The following is a 17,492-nucleotide window of genomic DNA, read 5'->3' on the forward strand; positions in this document are numbered from 1 at the left end:
GTGAGCTGTCGATGTCTCGGGCGAACTGGCCGCTCGTCACACAGTACGCGAACTGAGAACGAGTTCTCGCTCGAAACATCCAGTGGTATCCGCTCGCGGTTTGTGAATGAACATTTATTATAGATTGTTCGCTAGGTCGTGCTGCATGGTAACGATAGACATCAACACCGAAGATGGGCAGGTAGAGATGCTCCGTCGGATGCTCACGATTCGGGCGTTCGACACACGCGCCGGCGAACTGTTCGCCGACGGGGAGCTACCGGGGTTCGTCCACCTCTACCTCGGCGAGGAGGCCGTCGGGGTGGGAGCCGTCTCGGCGCTCGAACCGGACGACTACATCACCAGCACGCACCGCGGACACGGCCACTGCATCGCCAAGGGACTCGACACCTACGAGATGATGGCCGAACTGTACGGCAAGCGCGACGGCTACTGCAACGGCAAGGGCGGGTCGATGCACATCGCGGACGTGGACGCGGGGATGCTCGGCGCGAACGGTATCGTCGGCGCGGGGCCACCGCTGGCGACTGGCGCGGCGCTGACCGCCTCCTACAAGGGCGAAGACCGGGTCGCGCTCGCCTTCTTCGGCGACGGTGCGGTCGCACAGGGGCAGGTCCACGAGGCCATCAACCTCGCCGCGACGTGGGACCTCCCGGCCGTCTTCGTCGTCGAGAACAACCACTTCGGCGAGGCGACGCCCGTCGAGGAACAGCACAACGTCGAACACCTGGCCGCGACGGCCGAGGCGTACGACATCCCCGGCTTCACCGTCGACGGGATGGACGTCACCGCCGTCTACGAGGCCGTCGAGAAGGCCCGCGAACGGGCCGCGGCGGGCGACGGCCCGACGTTCATCGAGGCGGACACCTACCGCTACAAGGGCCACTTCGAGGGCGACCACGAGCCGTATCGGACGAACGAGGACGTCGAGGAGTGGCGAGAACGCGACCCCATCGACCGGTTCAAGGAGCGACTCGTCGACGCTGGCACCATCACGGAAGCGGAGTTCGAGGAACTCCGCGAGGAGACCGAACGGGAGATAGACGACGCCGCCGAGCGAGCGAAGGCGGCCGACTACCCAGACCCGAGCGAAGCGTACGAGGACATGTTCAACGCAGTCGTCCCCGAGATAACGGCGTTCGCGGAGCGCGTCCGCACCGACGGCGGTGACCGACCATGAGTACCGAGACGACCACGGGAGAGGCGGTATCGGAGACCGAGACGATGACCATCCGGGAGGCGATTCGGCAGGCGCTCCGGGAGGAGCTATCGCGCGACGAGGACACCTTCGTCATGGGCGAGGACGTCGGCGAGTTCGGGGGCGTCCTCTCGGTGACGGGCGACCTGGTCGAGGAGTTCGGCGAGACCCGCGTCCGCGACACCCCCATCAGCGAGGCGGGCTTCATGGGCGCGGCCGTCGGCGCGGCGGCGACCGGGAGCCGCCCCATCGTCGAGATCATGTTCTCGGACTTCCTCGGCGTCTGCGCGGAACAGATTCTCAACCAGATGGCGAAGAACCGCTACATGTTCGGCGGGAAGACCGAGATGCCGCTGACCGTCCGCACGACGGAGGGTGCCGGGATGGGCGCGGCCAGTCAGCACTCGGGCACCATCCACACGTGGTTCGCCCACCTGCCGGGCGTCATGGCGGTCACGCCGGGGACGGCGCGAGGGGCGAAGGGCCTGCTGAAGTCCGCCATCCGGTCGGACGACCCCGTCTTCTTCTTCGAGAACAAGGAGATATACGAGGAGGAGGGTGAGGTCCCGACGGACGACGACTACACCGTCCCGCTCGGACAGGCCAGTGTCGAACGCGAGGGGAGCGACGTCACCGTCGTCGCGACACAGCGCATGGTCGGCGAGTCGCTGGGCCTCGCCGAGGAACTGGCGGGCGAGACCAGCGTCGAGGTGATCGACCTCCAGTCGCTGTACCCGATGGACACCGACACGCTCCTCGAGAGCGTCGAGAAGACGGGCCGCCTCGTCGTCGCCGACGAGAGTCCGCTCTCGTACGGCACGCACGCCGAGGTGGTCGCGCGGGTCCAGGAACGGGGGTTCTTCAGCCTCGACGCGCCCATCCAGCGGGTCGGCGTCCCGGACACGCACATCCCGTTCAGCCCCGTCCTCGAGAGCGAGGTGATGCCCGACGCCGACGGCGTCCGGGCGGCCATCGAGCGCGTGGTCTGAGTGGGCGCGACGGTCGGCCTCGTCGTCAACCCGGCGGCGGGCCGGGACATCCGCCGCCTCGTCGGCGGCGCGAGCGTCAGCGACGCCTACGGGAAGCGCCGTACCGCCCAGTGCGTCCTCGCGGGACTGACGCTCTGTGACGACGTCGAGGTGCTCGTGATGCCCGACGGCGGCAACCTCGGCCAGCGACTCGTCGCGGACGCCGACGCGCCCGACGGCGGTTCCGTGACGCTCCTCGATATGCCTGTCGAGGGCGACGGTCGGGACACCCGGCGCGCCGCCGAACGATTCGCCGAGGAGGCGGACGCGGTGGTCGTCCTCGGCGGCGACGGGACCAACCGCGACGTCGCCCACACCGTCGAGGACGTGCCCGTCGTGAGCGTCTCGACGGGGACGAACAACGTCGTCCCGAGCGCGGTGGACGGCACCGTCGCGGGCGGGGCCGCGGCGCTCGTCGCGACGGGCGTCGTGGACCGCGAGGCGACGACCGCTCGCCACGGGATGGTCGAGGCCGTCGCCCGGACGCCGACCGGGGAGAAGCACCTCCGAGGGCTGGCGACGCTCGGCGTCGTCGACCAGCAGTTCGTCGGGACCCGCGCGCTGCTCGACGCCGACACCATCGTCGGCGGGGTGGTGTCGAGAGCGTCGCCCAGCGACATCGGCCTCTCCGGTATCGCCGGCGGGCTCTCGGTCCACCCCTTCGACCAGAGTGGTGGCGTGGCCTTCCGCGTCGGGCCGGTCGAGTCCAGCCCGGAGTCCGTCCGCGCCGTCACCGTCCCCGGCGTCGTCGAACGCGTCGGCATCGAGGCGTGGCGACGACTCGACGACGAGGAGGCGTTCTCGTTCGACGTCTCCCGCGGGGTGCTGTCGGTCGACGGCGAACGGGAACTCGAACTCAGCGAGGCCGCGGTCGACGTCCGACCGGTGGCCGACGGCCCCCTGCTGGTCGACGTCGAGGCGGTGTACGACCGCGCCGCCCGCGAGGGCTACTTCTCGACCGAGCGCTGACGCTGGCTCCCCTCCCGACTCGTGGTCACCGCCCGCCTGCTGCGATGACCAGCGGCCACGGGTCCTCGACGTGCGTCACCAGCGTCCGCAGGAAGCGGGCCGCGTCGGCCCCGTCGACGTACCGGTGGTCGAACGAGAGGTCGAAGCCGATGCGCTTCTCGACGGTCGGTTCGCCGCCCTCGCCGGGAACGACGGCGTCCGCGATGGCGTCGACGCCGAGGATGGCGACCTGCGGCGGGTTGATGACCGGGTCGAACGACTCGACGCCGAGGCCGCCGAGGTTCGACACGGTGAACGTCCCGCCCGTGAGGTCGTCCATCGTCTGGTTCCCGGCGAGCGCACGGTCGGTCACGGCCCGGCGCTCCTCGGTCACCTCCGCGAGCGAGCGCTGGTCGACGCGCCGAATCACGGGAGCGACGAGGCCCGCGTCGACGTCGACCGCGACGCAGAGGTTGTGGTCCTCGTGGAGTCGGTGCACCTCGTCCTCGGCCGTCGCGTTGAACTCGGGGTGGGCGTCCAGCGTCGCGGAGACGGCGAGCAACAGCACGTCGTTGACCGAGACGGCGACGTCGAGGCCCGCCTTCGCCGCCTTCGCGGCCGCCAGCAGGTCCGCCGCGCCGGCGGTGCGGTGGACCGTGACGTGGACCGCCTCGCGATAGCTCTCCCCGAGTCGCTCGGCGATGGTCCGCCGCATGCTCCCCAGCGGCCGCTCCTCGTCGCGGGTGCCGACCGGTTCGGTCGCTTCGGTCGCCGTCGTCCCGTCGGTGGCCGGTTGGCTGGCCGTCGGCTCCCTCGCCGCGCTCCCCGCAGCGCGGACGTCCGGTTCGGTGATGGCCCCGCCGACGCCCGTCCCCTCGACGGCCTCGATGTCGACGCCGAGTTGGCGCGAGAGGCGACGGACGCGCGGGGAGGCGAACACCCGCTCCACGCTGTCCAGTTCGCCGCGCGGAGCGCTCTCTGCCGTCGTCCCTCTCGTCGCTGTGCCGCCCGTCTCTGTCGCTGCCGCCTGAGCGTCGGCAGCCGGTTCCGTCCCCGTCGATTCCATCTCGGCGGTCGACTCGGCTCCTGATTCGCCCGGCGCTGCAGCGGCCTCGACGTCCCCTTCCGAGACGGCTCCCTGTGGCCCGGTCCCCTCGACGGTCGACACGTCGACGTCCAGTTCCTCGGCGCGTCGTCTCGCCCGCGGCGTCACCTTCACGTCCGCCTCGCTCGCGGCCCCCTCCTCAGCCGCTCCCGCCGAGACGGCCTCGTTCACGTCGTCCGCGGTGATGGCTCCCTCCGGCCCCGTTCCGGTCACGCTCGCGAGGTCGACGCCCGTCTCCTCCGCTCGTCGCCTGGCTCGCGGGGTCGCCACGACGTCGACCTGTGCCGCGATGGACCCGCCGCTCCCGGTCGCGCTCGTGGCCTGAGTGGGTTCCTCGGTGGCCGCGGGAGCCGTGCCGTCGCGCTCCGCGGCGTCGGTCGCGCCCGACTCGCTCTCGGCCTCGACACCCGCCTCCGCCAGCAGGGCCGAGATGTCCTCGTCGGGGCCGCCGACGACGGCGACCGCACCGCCCGGCTCCGTGCTGTCACCGACCTCGACGAGTACCTCGCGGAGGACGCCATCCTCCCGGACCTCTATCTCGCCGGTCGTCTTCTCGGACTCGATTTCGGCGACCACGTCCCCCTCGCTCACCTCGTCGCCCTCGTCGACGAACCACTCGACGACGGTGCCCTGGTCCATGTCCATCCCCAACTTCGGCATCTTGACGACGTATGACATGGTTGTTCATATCTCGCATGGGGCGATAAACACTCGGTGCGGCGGGACTGACTGTCGCCCATCGGTGACCGGCCGCACGGACCGTCTCCCGGCGACGTCTCTGGTCGTCTACTGGTCGTTCTTCGATGGTGCCGCCGGTGGCTCCGCGTTCGCGCGGCGCAACACCCGACGTCGTGCTTCGCCGACGCGACGGAGTCCGGTCCCCCCGTCGTTCGGGCCGACTCGCTCACCGGTTTCGAGCGACCGGACGCCTCGCTCACTCGTTGTACGATTCGCGGATGCGGACGCGCCCCTCGGCGTCGCGAACGACGACCGTATCGCCGGGGTTCGCCCACACCGGTTCGGACGCGCTCCAGTAGAGCGTCGAGTCGGTGTCGGTCCCCGACCCGCTCCGGAGGACGAGCCGTTCACCGGCTTCCAGCGACGTCCCCTTCGGGAACCGGTACTCGGCACCCGATTCGTCCGCGACAGTCCACCCACCGATAGCCAGCGGCAGCGGGCCGTCGTTCTCGAACGCCACGAACTCCTCGTTCAGGTGGTGTGCGTCCCTGTCAGCGGGGTTCTCGTGGATCTCGTCGAGTACGAGCGTCGTCGGATGGACTCTCTCTTGGTCGTTCGTCACCCTCGGTCACCGTCCGGAGTAGACGACTCGTCGTAATGAGGGTCGCGTCGTCAGCCACTCGGACCGGTCAGTACGACCCAGCGTCCGCTCGATGGGACGCTGTCTCACCGCGGATGCTCCGGTTGGGGGTCAGACCGAAACGCGGACGCTGGCGGGGAGTCCCCCACGACACCGCGCCTACAGGCTGAACCGCTCGGCCGCCGTCTCCATGTCCTTGTCGCCGCGGCCGGAGAGGTTGACGAGGATGGTGTCGTGGTCGCCGGCCTCCGCGAGTTCGATGGCGCGCGCCACCGCGTGGCTGGACTCCAGTGCGGGGATGATGCCCTCCGTCTCGCTGAGTTCGCGGAACGCCGCGAGCGCCTCGTCGTCCGTCACGCCGGTGTACTCGGCGCGGCCGAGTTCGCGGAACATCGCGTGTTCCGGACCGACGCCGGGGTAGTCCAGGCCGGCCGAGACTGAGTGGACCTCGACGTCGTCGTCGAGGACGCGCGTCCGCATCCCGTGGATGACGTCGTCCCGGCCCTTCGCGAGCGGTGCGGCGTGGCGCTTCGAGTCCGACCCCTCGCCGCCGCCTTCGGCCCCGTAGAACTCGACCGGGTCGTCGCGGAACGCGTGGAACAGGCCGATGGCGTTCGACCCGCCGCCCACACAGGCGACTGCGGCGTCCGGCAGGTCACCGGTCCGGTCGACGAACTGCTCGCGGGCCTCCCGGCCGATGACGCTCTGGAAGTCGCGGACCATCCGGGGGAACGGGTCCGGGCCGACGACGCTCCCGACGAGGTAGTGGGTGTCGTCGACGTTCTGGGCGAAGTCCTCGAGGGCGACGTCGACGGCGTCCGCGAGGCCCGCGCCGCCGCGGGTCACCTCGTTGACCTCCGCGCCCATGAGGCGCATCCGGAAGACGTTCATCTGCTGGCGCTCGGCGTCCTTCTTCCCCATGTATATCTCTGTGTCGAGGCCGAGGAGTGCGCCGACCATCGCGGTGGCCGTCCCGTGCTGGCCCGCCCCGGTCTCCGCGATGAGTCTCGTCCGACCGGTCTCCTTCGCCAGCAACCCCTGGCCCAGCGTGTTGTTGATCTTGTGCGCCCCGCCGTGGAGCAGGTCCTCGCGTTTCAGGTAGATGTCTGCTCCGTAGCGTTCGCTGAGGTTGCGCGCGTGGTAGAGCGGGGTCGGTCGCCCGGCGAACGTCTCCAGCAGGTCGCGGAGGTCCGACCGGAACGCGTCGGTGTGGGCGACGTCGTCGTACGCCGCCGCCAACTGTTCGAGCGGGTCTTCCAGCACGTCCGGGACGTGGCGTCCGCCGTAGCCCTCGAAATCGCCGTCTGACATGTCGTGCGAAGCCACGAGGTGGTGAGTGAACTACCTTACCCCCGCTCGGGACACGGGCGGCGATAAGTCGCCTCCCCTCGGCGTCGACCGTCGCGTCCTCGGTCGCGGACCTCCCCACGGCTCGCTTGGCCGTACAGAGTGTGGGGACCCGCGAGGTCGGGTCCGCCTCAGCCGACCGCGTGGAACTCGACCGAGTACTCCTCCGGGAGTCCGGCGATGTCGGCGACGACGTGGACGACCCGGTCGCGTGCCTGTGACCGGGCGTGCTCCCGCATCGTCGCCTCCTGCGTCCGTTCGAGTTCGCCGGTCCCCGTCTTCACCTCGAACAGGTACCGCTGCACGTCCGGCCCCCACCGAAGCCTGACCGCGGCCGCGACGTCGGGGTGCCACGTCCCCGCGTCGTTCGAGACGACTGGCGGTGAGGAGTCCACCCGAACGCGGAGGGCGTCGTCGATTCCCAGGTCGCGGTGGACGAACTGCTTCAGCGGTCTCGTCCCGTGTGGCGTCGCGGTGAACAGCGCCTCGCCGAACGCGCCGTACTGGTTCGCCGTGGGGTCGAACGTCCACCCCTCGTCCGGCGGCCCGCGCTCGTCGGCGCTGTAGCCGTGCTGCCCGAGACTCACGAGGTACCACTCGACTTCGGCGGGGTCGTTCGGCGCGACTCGCTGGAGGCTCAACTCCGCGGACGTGCGATGCCGGGTCAGTTCCTCGCGGGCCGCCTCGACGGAGGTGAACTGCACCACCTCGCCGTGCTCCTCGGCGTACGACTCGACGACCCCACAGTCGCGGACGGCGGAGGGCTTGATAGCGACCGACACCTCGTCGTCGAACTCCGGGTCTCCCGGCCAGCTATCGCGCCACGTCATCGGTCCGTGGTTGCTACCGACGCGTATTGAAATCGCACCATCTTCGCGCCCACTCGCGGAGAAACTGGTTTGTTCGCGGTCGCCGTGGGACGGCCAATGAAGGAGGACGTCGTCGAGGTCACGCTGGAGCGAGCGAGCGACGAGGGAGTGCCGGTCGGCGTCGACGACGACGGGAGGGAAATCCACGTTCCCGACGGGGAGGTAGGTGGGACGTACCGTGTCGTCGTCATCAAGACCATCAACGGCGTCCATCGCGGGCGGATTCGCGCCGCGAGACACCCCGAGAACGGGTGGGGGCCGGTCCACAGCCGGAGCGAGAACACCCACGAACCTTCGGACTAACCGAACCGTTACCCCTCGCAGTCCCCGACTCCTGCTATGGACCTCTCTGTTGTCGACCTGTCCCCGCTCCCCGACGGCGGAAGCGCCACGGAGGCGTACGCGAACACCGTCGACGCCGCCCAGCAGGCCGAACGACTCGGCTACGAGCGGTTCTGGGTCGCCGAACACCACGGGATGGCCGACTCCATCGCCGGCACGTCGCCCGAGGTGCTGCTCGGCCACCTGGCCGCCGAGACGGACACCATCCGACTGGGGTCGGGAGCCGTGTTGCTCAACCACTACAGCCCGTTCAAGGTCGCCGAGCAGTTCGGCGTGCTCGACGGACTCGCGCCGGACCGTATCGACGCGGGGCTGGGTCGAGCGAACGGCTCGCCGGCGTCCGACCGCGCCCTCCAGACGAGTCGCCGCGTGCAGAACCCCGACGAGGACCACGCCGAGAAGATAGAGAGCGTCGTCAACCACCTCTACGACGACTTCCCCGACGAACACCCCTACAGCGACCTGACCATCCCCCGCTCGAACGGGGACCCACCCGCGCCCTGGGTCCTCGGGTCGAGTCCGTCGAGTGCGGGCATCGCGGGCCAACTCGGCCTCCCCTACTGCTTCGCGGCGTTCATCCGCCCGCAGTTCGCCACGCACGCGTTCGAGCAGTACCGCGAGCGGTTCGAGGCGTCGCGGCTGGCCGGTGGCGTCGAGGAGCCGGAGGGCATCGTCGCGGTGAACGCCGTCTGTGCGGAGACCGACGAGGAGGCTGCACGGCTGCGCGCCGTGGCCGAAGCGACCTACCAGCGGATGCAGCGCGGTGTCGTCGGGACGCGGCCGTCCGTCGAGGAGGCGCTCGACGAACTCGGTGGCGTACCCGACCCGACGCCCGCGACGCTCGACTCGGAGGAGTGGCCGCGTGCGATTTCGGGGAGTCCGGAGCGACTCGCCGGATTGCTCGAACAGCTCTCTGACCGGGTCGGCGTCGACGAGGTGATGATTCAACACGTCACCGGGACGCACGAGCAGGCGCTCCGGTCGCACGAACTGCTGGCAGAGGGCGTCGGAATCCGGTGACGGCCGCTCCGCCCTGAAGCCCACGAGGGACGCTGCGACGAACACGGAGATGCCGTGGCGACCGTGCTCACGTCCCGGAGTGGTGAGTCAGTCCAGCGCGAGACCACCCGGTAGCGTCCGTTGGAGGCGTGCGTCCCTCGATGGCTCTGGTAACGCTTAACAACGAGCCGCACCCCCTCCGGAGCAATGCACGAGCGAGCGTACGGCCTCGACGACGTGAGCGTCGTGATGGGGGCGTACAACGAAGTCGACGCCATCGGGCCGGTGCTCGACGACATCGAGGCGGCGACCGACGGACGGGCGGAGGCGGTCGTCGTCGACAGCTCCGACGACGGGACCGCCGCGGTGGCCCGCGACCACGGGGCGACCGTCGTGGACCAGCCACCGAGGGGCTACGGAGTCGCCGTGAGCCGGGCGTTGCGGGAGGCGACCACCCCGGTTCGGGTGACGACCGACTGCGACGGGACCTACCCGATGGACCGCATCCCCGACTTCCTCGACCTGGTGAACGAGGGGTACGACGTCGTGAGCGGCGACCGACTGTACCACGGTGCGCGGACGATGCCGCGCGTCAACCGGGCGGGGAACCACGCGTTCGCGGCGCTGGCTAGCCTCCTCTCGGGGAGGCGACTGCACGACGTGACGACCGGGATGCGCGCGTACCACGAGTCGGTCGTCGAGTCCATCGAGTGGACGGAGAACACGGGCCTCTCCGCCGAACTGTTGATCCGCCCGGTGATGCGGGGCTACCGCGTCCGGGAGGAACCCATCGACTACGACGAACGCATCGGCGAGACGAAACTCGACCCGTTCGCCGGCGGCAGGGCCATCGGCGGGTCGATTCTGACCGTCTGCGCCGAGGAGCGACGCCGACGACGGTCCTGAACGGCGGACGGGACTGGCGTCGGTCTATCGCCGGGCGCTGCCGTCCGAGACGGTCGCGTTCGTCCCCCGGTCGGGCCCCGAGTCGTCGAGGGCGACCGGCACGCAGCGGTCGGGGACGGGACAGCGTTCGGCCGTCGGCGACAGCGCCCGGTGCGTCCCACCGCGCGACTCGACGGGGAACGTCACCTCGTAGCTGTAGCCGCCGGTCGGCCCGGTGTCGACGAACACCTCGACGTGGACCTCGTCGGACTCGTCGAGTGCGACGCTCCCGTCTGACCCGGTCGGTTCGAGCGTCGGTCCGGTGACGCTCACGGTTCCGTCCTCCACGACCACCGACAGCGAGAGCGACCCGCCCGCGTCGGTTCCCACGAGGTACGCGGAGCCGCGGTCGGTCGCGAGGCGAACCGTCGTCCCCGTCACGGTCGCCGGTCGCGCGAGCGTGGCGTTCACCGCGAGTCGCTCGCCCGCGAGTCGGTCGACCGGGACGAGCGTCGCCCGGACAGTCGAGTCGTCGGTGGGGACCCACGTCCCGGTGTAGACGTAGCGGTAGAGGTCGCGGTCCCCGAACCGTGACGCGACATCGAGTTCGCGGGTGTCGCCGAGAGCGTAGACCGCTCTCCCGTCGTAGGCGGCGTCGTTCCGGAGCGCCTGGAACGGGTGGTTCAGCCACGGTCCGTACGTCGCCGGGAGGAAGACGACCGACTCCTCGGGCGGGCCGTCGTCGAAGGGTGCGTACCCGGCGCTGTACTCCTCGGTCACCCCGGCGTTCGGGGCGACGCGTGCACCGACGACGGCCGCACCGACGCCGCTCGCGACCACCGCACCGACGACGAGTATCGCCACGACGACCTGCGGCGCTCGGTCGGCACCGACGCCGTCCCGGCGGGCGAGCCACGCCGGCACCGTCTCTCGTAGCCACTCGACCGCGGCGACGACGGCGACGGCGGCGAACACCGCCGTCGGAACGACGAGGTCGTAGTGGTAGTACGGGCCGAGGTAGTGGACGAGGCCGTCGGTGTCGGACGCCAGCGAGCCGAGGACGTTGTAGTTCCCCCAGAACGCGACGTTCCCGCCCGCCACGGTGAGGTACGTCGCGGCGAGGAGCGCGGGGCGGACGCGGTCGCCCCCTCCCTCGACGCCACTCGACCCGTGCACACCGACGACGAAGACGAGTAGCAGGCCGACCGCCGCTGTGACGGTCCCGAGCGGTCCGGCGACGACCCACTCGGCGAACAGGTCGCGGAGGACGAGCGCGTTCGCGCGGAGCGCGAGTTCGGGTGTGTAGTCGACGGCGTGGCCGAGCAGCGCGTGTCGCCCGAAGCCGACGCCGTCGGTCGGCGCGAACGCCAGGTAGGGGAACACGAACGGGTCGCCGGTCACGACGGCGTTGTAGCCGAGGGCGACGAGCACCCCTACGGACCCTATCGTCGCGGTGACGATGCGACGGACGAGGAGTCCGCGAGTCTCGCTCTGTGACGTATCGGTCTGCACCCGCCACACGCGCGAGCGGACGGCGGTGGCGAGCGCGTGGCCGACGAACGGGAGGGCGAACAGCACGGCGGTGTAGGGTCTGGCGAAGAACGCTACGCCGACGGCGAGGCCCGCCAGCGCCGCGTCCCGGACGCTCTCGCGGCGCTCGCCTCGGAGGTACCAGACGGCGAAGGCGACGTTCAGCGTCGTCGTCAGCGCGTACGGGAGGAACAGGCCCGCGTGGACGACGAACAGCGGCGTCCCGAGCAGGAGGACGCCCGCGAGGACGCCGACCCGCGTGTCGAACAGCTCTCGGCCGAGGGCGACGACGCCCGCGACGAGCGAGGCCGAGATGGCCGCGGTCGCCAGCGAGTACCCGCCGAGCAGTCGGCCGAGCGCGAAGACGGCCGCCGGGACGGGTGCGTACTTCGAGTAGAGGCCCTCTGCCCCGTCGACGAAGAACCAGGGTCGGAACGACTCCTCGACGGGTGGTCGGAGGAACAGTCGGCCGTGGAGCAGCAGGTCCGCCTGCTGGAGGTAGACGCCCTCGTCGTGGTTCACCGAGAGGTAGGGGAACAGTGTCGACGCGACGAACAGCGACAGGATAGCGCCGACGGCGGCCAGGACGACCGACGCGAGGTGGCCGCGGTCGAGGTGGTCGAGCGACGACCGGAACGCCTCTGTGGAGAGCCCACGGGAGCGGTAGCCATCGTCGCCGTCGTCGTCGGGCGACCGACCCGACATCTATCGGGCCGGGTACCAGGCGAGTTCGTGGTCGGCGACGAGCGTCACCGTCACCGGGTCGCCCACCTCGAACTCCTCGGTGTGGTTGTGGAGACAGCGCACGACGGTGCCGTCGTCGAGTTCGACGTGGTAGACGAACGACGGGCCGGTGTACTGTCGGCGGACGACGGTCCCGTCGGCGTCGCCGGCCGCGGCCGGTTCGGCCCGGAGGTCGTCGGGGCGGACGAGGACGTCGACCCGACTCCCCGCGTAGCCGTCGCCGAGCCCCGCCAGCAGGTCCCGGTCGTAGGAGCCGACGCTCGTCTCGACGGCGTCCGCCGTCACCTCGGCGGGGAGGAAACTGGCCTGCCCGAGGAACGAGGCGACGAACCGCGACGTCGGGTTCTCGAACACCTCCTCGGGTGGACCGACCTGTTCGAGACGGCCGTCGTTGACGACGGCGATGCGGTCGGAGATGGAGAGCGCCTCCTCCTGGTCGTGGGTGACGGAGACGGCGGTGACGTTCGCCTCGTCGAGGATGCGCTTGACCTCCTCGCGCATCCTGACCCGGAGGCGCACGTCGAGGTTCGAGAACGGCTCGTCCAGCAGGAGGACGTCCGGTTCGGGCGCGAGCGACCGGGCGAGCGCCACGCGCTGGCGCTGGCCGCCCGAGAGGTCCTCGGGCGAGCGGTCGCCGTACTCCGACAGGCCGACGAGGTCGAGCAGGTCGTCGACGCGTGCTTCAGCCTCCGGCGAGTCCGGGTCCTCGAGGCCGAACGCGACGTTCTCGGCGACGGTCAGGTGGGGGAACAGCGCGAACTCCTGGAACACCAGTCCCACGTCTCGCTCCTCCGGGGGCGTCTGCGGGCCGTCGCCGGCGACCACCGTGCCGCCGACCTCGATGGTGCCCTCGGTGACCGATTCGAGGCCCGCTATCATCCGGAGGGTCGTCGTCTTCCCGCAGCCAGAGGGGCCGAGGAGCGTGACGAGCTCCCCCTCGTGGACGAGCAGGTCGAGGTCGGAGACGGCGGTCTCCGAGCCGTAGCGTTTACCGACGCCGGACAGTTCCAGCACCGGGTCGGCGGTCGGCGACCGGTCAGTCGGGGATGCACGACGCCCTGCCACCGCGTCGGCGGGTGCTGCGTCCGTCGTCGAGGTCGGGTTCTCATGCATCGTCGCTCCCCCCGCCGAGCAGCGGAATCATCGAGAGGCCGGAGACGGCGATCAACACGAGTGCCGGTAGCGCCGCACGTCCGTAGTAGCCAGCCTCCTGAACACGCCAGATGTAGGTCACTATCGTTGTAAACCCTGTCGGATGGAGGATGAGCGTGGTGTCGAGTTCCTTCATCGTCGTAAGGAAGACGAGCGCCGCCCCGGCGAGCAACCCCGGCGAGATGAGCGGGAGCGTCACCCTGCGGAACGCGCTCCGCGGCGACGCGCCGAGCAACCGGGCCGCGCCGACCAGTTCCCGGTCGACGCCGAGCACCGACGAGCGCGTCGTGCCGACCGCCTGCGGCAGGAACCGGACGACGTAGGCGAACACGAGCAGCGGCAGGGACTGGTAGAGCAGCTGCGCCGCCCCCGGCCCCACGCTGTCGCGGAGCCACTGGCTGGAGAAGAAGACGAGCGAGAGGCCGAGGACGACCCCCGGCATCGCGTACCCGAGGTACGTCGCCCGGTCGACGACCCGCGAGAGGAACGAGTTCGACTGCCCGGCGTAGTACGCCACCGGGAGCGCGAACAGCACCGTCACGAGCGCGGCGACGGCCGCGACGTACACCGAGTTCGTCGCGAACGCGGTGCGGAACGCGAGGCCACCGCCGCTGTACCCCGGCGACGACCGGACGAACCACATCGCGAGGATGCCGACGGGCAGGACGAGCGTGAACAGGCTCACCAGCGCGGGGAGGAGCGCGGCGACCCAGCGCAGGCGACCGAGCGAGAGGACGGGCCGGGTCGACGACGTCGTCCCGTACCCCCCGGTAGGGCTGCCGCTGACCCGCGCTTCGAGTGCGAGAATCACCGCCGTCACCGCGAGCAGCTGCATCGACAACAACGTCGCGTTCGCCCGTCCCGCGCCGAAGCTGTTCAGTTCGACGTAGATGACGCGCGTGAACACGTCGTAGCGCATGATGGAGGGCGTCCCGAAGTCCGAGAGCGTGTAGAGCGCGACGAGCAGTGCCCCGGCGGTGACCCCCGGCGCTATCTGGGGGAGGATGACGCGACGGAACGTACTCCGGTAGCCGTGGTTCAGCGTCCGGGCCGCCTCTATCTGGGTCGTGTCGAACGAGAGCAGCGAGGCCCGCGTCGTGAGGAAGACGTAGGGGTAGGTGAACAGCGTCAACACGAGCGCGGTCCCGCCCAGTCCGTACACCGTCGGCAGGCCGACGCCGAGCGGTTCGAGCACGTCGGCGAGCGCCCCGCTCGGGCCGAACGTCGAGACGTAGGCGAACGCGCCGATGTAGCTCGGGACGACCAGCGGGAGCGCCGCGAGGACCGTCCAGAGCCGTCGGAACGGCAGGTCGGTCTGGACCGTCAGGACGGCGAGCGGGACGCCGAGGACGATGGACGCTGCCGTGACGACGAGGACGAGGGCGAGGCTGTTGACGAGGACGCTGGTCGCCGTGTGCGACGTGAGCAGCGTGAGGGCGGCGTCGGCGTCCATCGTCGACACGCTGAGGAGCAACCAGGCGAGCGGGGACACCACCGCCGCGGCGACGGCCGCGGCGACGAGGGCGACGGCCAGTCCCGGCCCCTCGTCGTCGCCGAGGCGTCGCCGGAGTCGCTCGACCTGTCCACTCGAGGCCATCTCAGAGCGCTCCCACCATCAGAGGACCCCGACGTCTCGGAGCAGGTCGAGCGTCGGCTGGATGTTCGACAGTTTGCTCAGGTCGACGTCGGGCGGGTTCAGTTCGTCGATGGTCGGGAGGCCGCCGACCGGCGGAATCTCAGACACCATCGGGTAGGCGTACGTGCGGGTCGCGAAGAACTCCTGGGCCTCCGCCGACAGCAGGTGACGGAGGAACGTGAACGCGAGCTCCTGGTTGTCGCTCGCCGAGAGGACCTCCGCGCCGGCCGCGTTGATGAGTGCGCCCGCGTCGCCGCTGGTGAACGCCAGTTCGAGCGGGGCGTTCGGTCGCGACTCGCGGACCCGGAGGGCGTAGTAGTGGTTGGCGAACCCGGCGGCGAGTTCGCCGTCGGCGACGGCGTTCGAGACGAGGAACTCGTTGTTGTACTCGGTGACGCCCGTGTCGAGCATCCCCTGGAGCCACGTCTTCGTCGTCTCCTCGCCCTCGATGAGTCGCATCGCGGTGACGAACGCCTGGAACGCGCCGTACGTCGGTGCCCAGCCGACCGCTCCCGACAGCGCCTCCGTCTCGGGGAACTGCATCACGCTGTCGGGGACGTCCTCGGCCGACAGCGCCTCGGTGTTGAACGGGACGGCGCGGGCGCGTCCCGCGGTGCCGACCCACTCGTCGCCCGGGTGGAACTGCTCGGGGACCGGCTTCACGACCTCGGAAGGGAGTTTCGCGGTCAGGCCCTCGTTTGCGACGACGGCGAGCGACCCGGCGTCGACGGACCAGAACACGTCGGCGGGCGTCGCCGACCCCTCGTTGATGAGGGTGTTCGCCGCGTCGGCCGTCCCCGAGGCGCGTTCCCTGGCCTCGAACTCCGGATAGATGTCCTCGAACGTCGCGAGCAGGTCGCGGTAGAGGCCGCCCTCTCCGCCACCGAGGTAGATGGTCAACTCGCCGCTGAGGTCCGGGAGGTCCTCGATGGACGTCCCGCCGACGTCGCCGCGACCCTCCGCGAGCGCCCCGGAGCCACGGAACTCGCCGAAACTCGGGTCGGCGGTGCCGTTCCCGCTCCCGTTCCCGCTGTCGTTCCCCGTCTCGTCGCCACCGCCGAAGAGGCCCGTACAGCCGGCGAGGCCGGCCAGACCGGTCGCACCGAGTCCGGCGAGGACGCTCCGTCGCCGGTAGGTGCGACGGGTGGTGTGACCGCTCGTGCGAGGACTGTCGGTGTCTCGGCGGTCGTCGGTCGGTCGGTCAGTCATCGGCGACCACCACCGTCGACTCGGCGGCGGCGTCACAACGGGCCGACAGCGTCGCCAGACAGTCCAGCCAGTCGCGCATGTACTCGCCGCAGTGGTTCAGGAACGCGCCGTTCGTCCACTCCTCGAAGTCGCCCTCGGCGAGCGCGTCGGCCATCGCCGCGAACGCCTCCTCGAAGCTCTCGGCGTCCTCGCCGACGTCGTCGACGACCTCCCAGACGTGCTCGTTGAGTTCGAGGCCCGCCACCTCGTTCGCCAGGTCGTCGAACGTCGAACGCGGGGCCTTGTTGTGCTCGCAGAGCGGGCCGCCGTTGTACACCTGCTTGTCGAGGACGTCCGCGGCGCGCTTGAGGAACAGCCCCGACCAGATGTCGTCGAACCGGCCGACGTCCCACTCGTTGTCGTCCATCGGAAGCTGGTAGAACGCGGGGACGACCTCCCGGCGGAACGCGAGGTTCATCGAGCAGACGGTGAGGTACTGGCCCTCGCTCGCGACGAAGTCGCGCTCGAAGTCGTCGGCGGTGGTGCGCGTCTCGGCCTGGCCCTGCAGGTCGCCGTCCATGAGGATGCGGACCGCGTCGAGGTCGGGGACGTTCGTCCAGAGGCCCTGCGAGGCGACGACGCTCTCGACGTGTTCGACGTCCGTCTCGACCGTCTCGTCCATCGCCGCGTACGGGTAGCCGCGGGGGTAGAGGTCGGTGTCGCTCTGGTAGAGGACGTTCACCCACGACTCGTCCGAGCGGACCGACTTTACCCGACCCTCGAACGCGAGGTTCTCCATGTGGGTGCCGAAGAAGTCCGCGTCGGGGTGGGGGAGGGTGTCGTCGTCGAGGAACACGCCGTACTCGAAGCGTTCGTGCGCCCAGAGGTACAGCAGGCCGAACGAGGTCTGGGCGTGACTCGCCGCGGGAATCAGGTGGTCGAACTCGGCCACGTCGTTGGCCGCGAACCACGCCTCGCGGTCGCTCCCGTCGAACACCGCCCCGTCGACGCCCTCCTCGTCGAGCATCGTCCGCATCGCCTCGACGTCGCAGAACTCCTCGGTGACCAGCACGAAGAACAGTCGGTCGGCGTCGAAGCCGTGCTCTCGGGCGTTCTCGACGTACGCTCGAACGCACTCGTGCTCTCGAATCGTCGGAACGACGACACAGGTGTCCTGCTCCGTACTCATTGCCCCGGCCAACG

At 70.2% G+C, this 17,492-nt stretch carries 15 protein-coding genes; 6 read left to right on the forward strand and 9 right to left on the reverse strand.

The window, feature by feature from the left end:
• Nucleotides 1-145 precede the first annotated feature (145 nt).
• Genes MX571_RS05105 through MX571_RS05115 form a run of 3 tightly spaced genes read left to right on the forward strand, consistent with a single transcriptional unit; the run spans nucleotide 146 to nucleotide 3,195 of the window.
• Nucleotides 146-1,180 (forward strand): thiamine pyrophosphate-dependent dehydrogenase E1 component subunit alpha, encoded by a 1,035-nt coding sequence (locus MX571_RS05105; RefSeq protein WP_247414506.1) that lies wholly within the window; start codon nucleotides 146-148, stop codon nucleotides 1,178-1,180.
• A complete protein-coding gene (locus MX571_RS05110; RefSeq protein ID WP_247414507.1) occupies nucleotides 1,177-2,187 on the forward strand; it encodes an alpha-ketoacid dehydrogenase subunit beta in 1,011 nt (336 codons plus the stop codon). The genes MX571_RS05105 and MX571_RS05110 overlap by 4 nt, the downstream gene beginning before the upstream one ends.
• Nucleotides 2,188-3,195 (forward strand): NAD(+)/NADH kinase, encoded by a 1,008-nt coding sequence (locus MX571_RS05115; RefSeq protein ID WP_247414508.1) that lies wholly within the window; start codon nucleotides 2,188-2,190, stop codon nucleotides 3,193-3,195. It begins immediately after the preceding gene.
• A 25-nt stretch (nucleotides 3,196-3,220) separates the two neighbouring features.
• Here the strand turns inward: MX571_RS05115 and MX571_RS05120 are convergent, their stop codons facing one another.
• The 4 genes from MX571_RS05120 to MX571_RS05135 form a co-directional block, all read right to left on the reverse strand.
• Nucleotides 3,221-4,957 (reverse strand): dihydrolipoamide acetyltransferase family protein, encoded by a 1,737-nt coding sequence (locus MX571_RS05120; protein ID WP_247414509.1) that lies wholly within the window; start codon nucleotides 4,955-4,957, stop codon nucleotides 3,221-3,223.
• 256 nt (nucleotides 4,958-5,213) lie between these two features.
• The gene (locus MX571_RS05125) at nucleotides 5,214-5,579 is read right to left on the reverse strand and encodes a lamin tail domain-containing protein (protein WP_247414510.1); all 366 of its coding nucleotides are present in this window, start codon (nucleotides 5,577-5,579) and stop codon (nucleotides 5,214-5,216) included.
• Between the two features lie 177 nt (nucleotides 5,580-5,756).
• Nucleotides 5,757-6,908, reverse strand: coding sequence for a tryptophan synthase subunit beta (gene trpB / locus MX571_RS05130; protein WP_247414511.1), 1,152 nt, complete (start codon nucleotides 6,906-6,908; stop codon nucleotides 5,757-5,759).
• 167 nt (nucleotides 6,909-7,075) lie between these two features.
• Nucleotides 7,076-7,774, reverse strand: coding sequence for a DUF8081 domain-containing protein (locus MX571_RS05135; protein WP_247414512.1), 699 nt, complete (start codon nucleotides 7,772-7,774; stop codon nucleotides 7,076-7,078).
• Nucleotides 7,775-7,870: 96 nt separating this feature from the next.
• Here MX571_RS05135 and MX571_RS05140 point away from each other — a divergent pair, with 96 nt between their 5' ends.
• The 3 genes from MX571_RS05140 (at nucleotide 7,871) to MX571_RS05150 (ending at nucleotide 10,060) form a co-directional block, all read left to right on the forward strand.
• Nucleotides 7,871-8,116, forward strand: a complete 246-nt coding sequence (locus MX571_RS05140; protein WP_247414513.1) for a hypothetical protein — start codon at nucleotides 7,871-7,873, stop codon at nucleotides 8,114-8,116.
• Nucleotides 8,117-8,152: 36 nt separating this feature from the next.
• Complete coding sequence (locus MX571_RS05145) at nucleotides 8,153-9,175, forward strand: LLM class flavin-dependent oxidoreductase (RefSeq protein WP_247414514.1); 1,023 nt, start codon at nucleotides 8,153-8,155, stop codon at nucleotides 9,173-9,175.
• A gap of 186 nt (nucleotides 9,176-9,361) precedes the next feature.
• Entirely contained in the window at nucleotides 9,362-10,060 is a 699-nt protein-coding gene (locus tag MX571_RS05150; RefSeq protein WP_247414515.1) for a dolichyl-phosphate hexose transferase, read from the forward strand.
• A gap of 24 nt (nucleotides 10,061-10,084) precedes the next feature.
• Here MX571_RS05150 and MX571_RS05155 read toward each other — a convergent pair whose 3' ends face one another.
• The 5 genes from MX571_RS05155 to MX571_RS05175 are packed head-to-tail and all read right to left on the reverse strand — an operon-like array spanning nucleotide 10,085 to nucleotide 17,478.
• Nucleotides 10,085-12,274, reverse strand: a complete 2,190-nt coding sequence (locus MX571_RS05155; RefSeq protein WP_247414516.1) for a DUF7846 domain-containing protein — start codon at nucleotides 12,272-12,274, stop codon at nucleotides 10,085-10,087.
• Nucleotides 12,275-13,426: an ABC transporter ATP-binding protein gene (locus MX571_RS05160; RefSeq protein ID WP_247414517.1), complete on the reverse strand. Its 1,152-nt coding sequence runs from the start codon at nucleotides 13,424-13,426 to the stop codon at nucleotides 12,275-12,277.
• Nucleotides 13,419-15,062, reverse strand: a complete 1,644-nt coding sequence (locus tag MX571_RS05165; RefSeq protein WP_247414518.1) for an ABC transporter permease — start codon at nucleotides 15,060-15,062, stop codon at nucleotides 13,419-13,421. The genes MX571_RS05160 and MX571_RS05165 overlap by 8 nt, the downstream gene beginning before the upstream one ends.
• An 18-nt stretch (nucleotides 15,063-15,080) precedes the next feature.
• Entirely contained in the window at nucleotides 15,081-16,310 is a 1,230-nt protein-coding gene (locus MX571_RS05170; RefSeq protein WP_247414519.1) for an extracellular solute-binding protein, read from the reverse strand.
• On the reverse strand, nucleotides 16,303-17,478 hold the full coding sequence (locus tag MX571_RS05175; protein WP_247414520.1) for an alpha-1 4-glucan-protein synthase: 1,176 nt from the start codon (nucleotides 17,476-17,478) through the stop codon (nucleotides 16,303-16,305). The genes MX571_RS05170 and MX571_RS05175 overlap by 8 nt, the downstream gene beginning before the upstream one ends.
• Nucleotides 17,479-17,492: the final 14 nt, after the last annotated feature.

Source organism: Halomarina salina (genome assembly GCF_023074835.1).
Lineage (GTDB): Archaea > Halobacteriota > Halobacteria > Halobacteriales > Haloarculaceae > Halomarina > Halomarina salina.

What these genes read in the sequence shown, in the direction of transcription:
- MX571_RS05105 (WP_247414506.1), top strand. Translation starts at nt 146, where the DNA reads ATGGTAACGATAGACATCAACACCGAAGATGGGCAGGTAGAGATGCTC.
- MX571_RS05110 (WP_247414507.1), top strand. Translation starts at nt 1,177, where the DNA reads ATGAGTACCGAGACGACCACGGGAGAGGCGGTATCGGAGACCGAGACG.
- MX571_RS05120 (WP_247414509.1), bottom strand. Translation starts at nt 4,957, where the DNA reads ATGTCATACGTCGTCAAGATGCCGAAGTTGGGGATGGACATGGACCAG.
- trpB (WP_247414511.1), bottom strand. Translation starts at nt 6,908, where the DNA reads ATGTCAGACGGCGATTTCGAGGGCTACGGCGGACGCCACGTCCCGGAC.
- MX571_RS05135 (WP_247414512.1), bottom strand. Translation starts at nt 7,774, where the DNA reads ATGACGTGGCGCGATAGCTGGCCGGGAGACCCGGAGTTCGACGACGAG.
- MX571_RS05140 (WP_247414513.1), top strand. Translation starts at nt 7,871, where the DNA reads ATGAAGGAGGACGTCGTCGAGGTCACGCTGGAGCGAGCGAGCGACGAG.
- MX571_RS05145 (WP_247414514.1), top strand. Translation starts at nt 8,153, where the DNA reads ATGGACCTCTCTGTTGTCGACCTGTCCCCGCTCCCCGACGGCGGAAGC.
- MX571_RS05150 (WP_247414515.1), top strand. Translation starts at nt 9,362, where the DNA reads ATGCACGAGCGAGCGTACGGCCTCGACGACGTGAGCGTCGTGATGGGG.
- MX571_RS05155 (WP_247414516.1), bottom strand. Translation starts at nt 12,274, where the DNA reads ATGTCGGGTCGGTCGCCCGACGACGACGGCGACGATGGCTACCGCTCC.
- MX571_RS05160 (WP_247414517.1), bottom strand. Translation starts at nt 13,426, where the DNA reads ATGCATGAGAACCCGACCTCGACGACGGACGCAGCACCCGCCGACGCG.
- MX571_RS05165 (WP_247414518.1), bottom strand. Translation starts at nt 15,062, where the DNA reads ATGGCCTCGAGTGGACAGGTCGAGCGACTCCGGCGACGCCTCGGCGAC.
- MX571_RS05170 (WP_247414519.1), bottom strand. Translation starts at nt 16,310, where the DNA reads ATGACTGACCGACCGACCGACGACCGCCGAGACACCGACAGTCCTCGC.
- MX571_RS05175 (WP_247414520.1), bottom strand. Translation starts at nt 17,478, where the DNA reads ATGAGTACGGAGCAGGACACCTGTGTCGTCGTTCCGACGATTCGAGAG.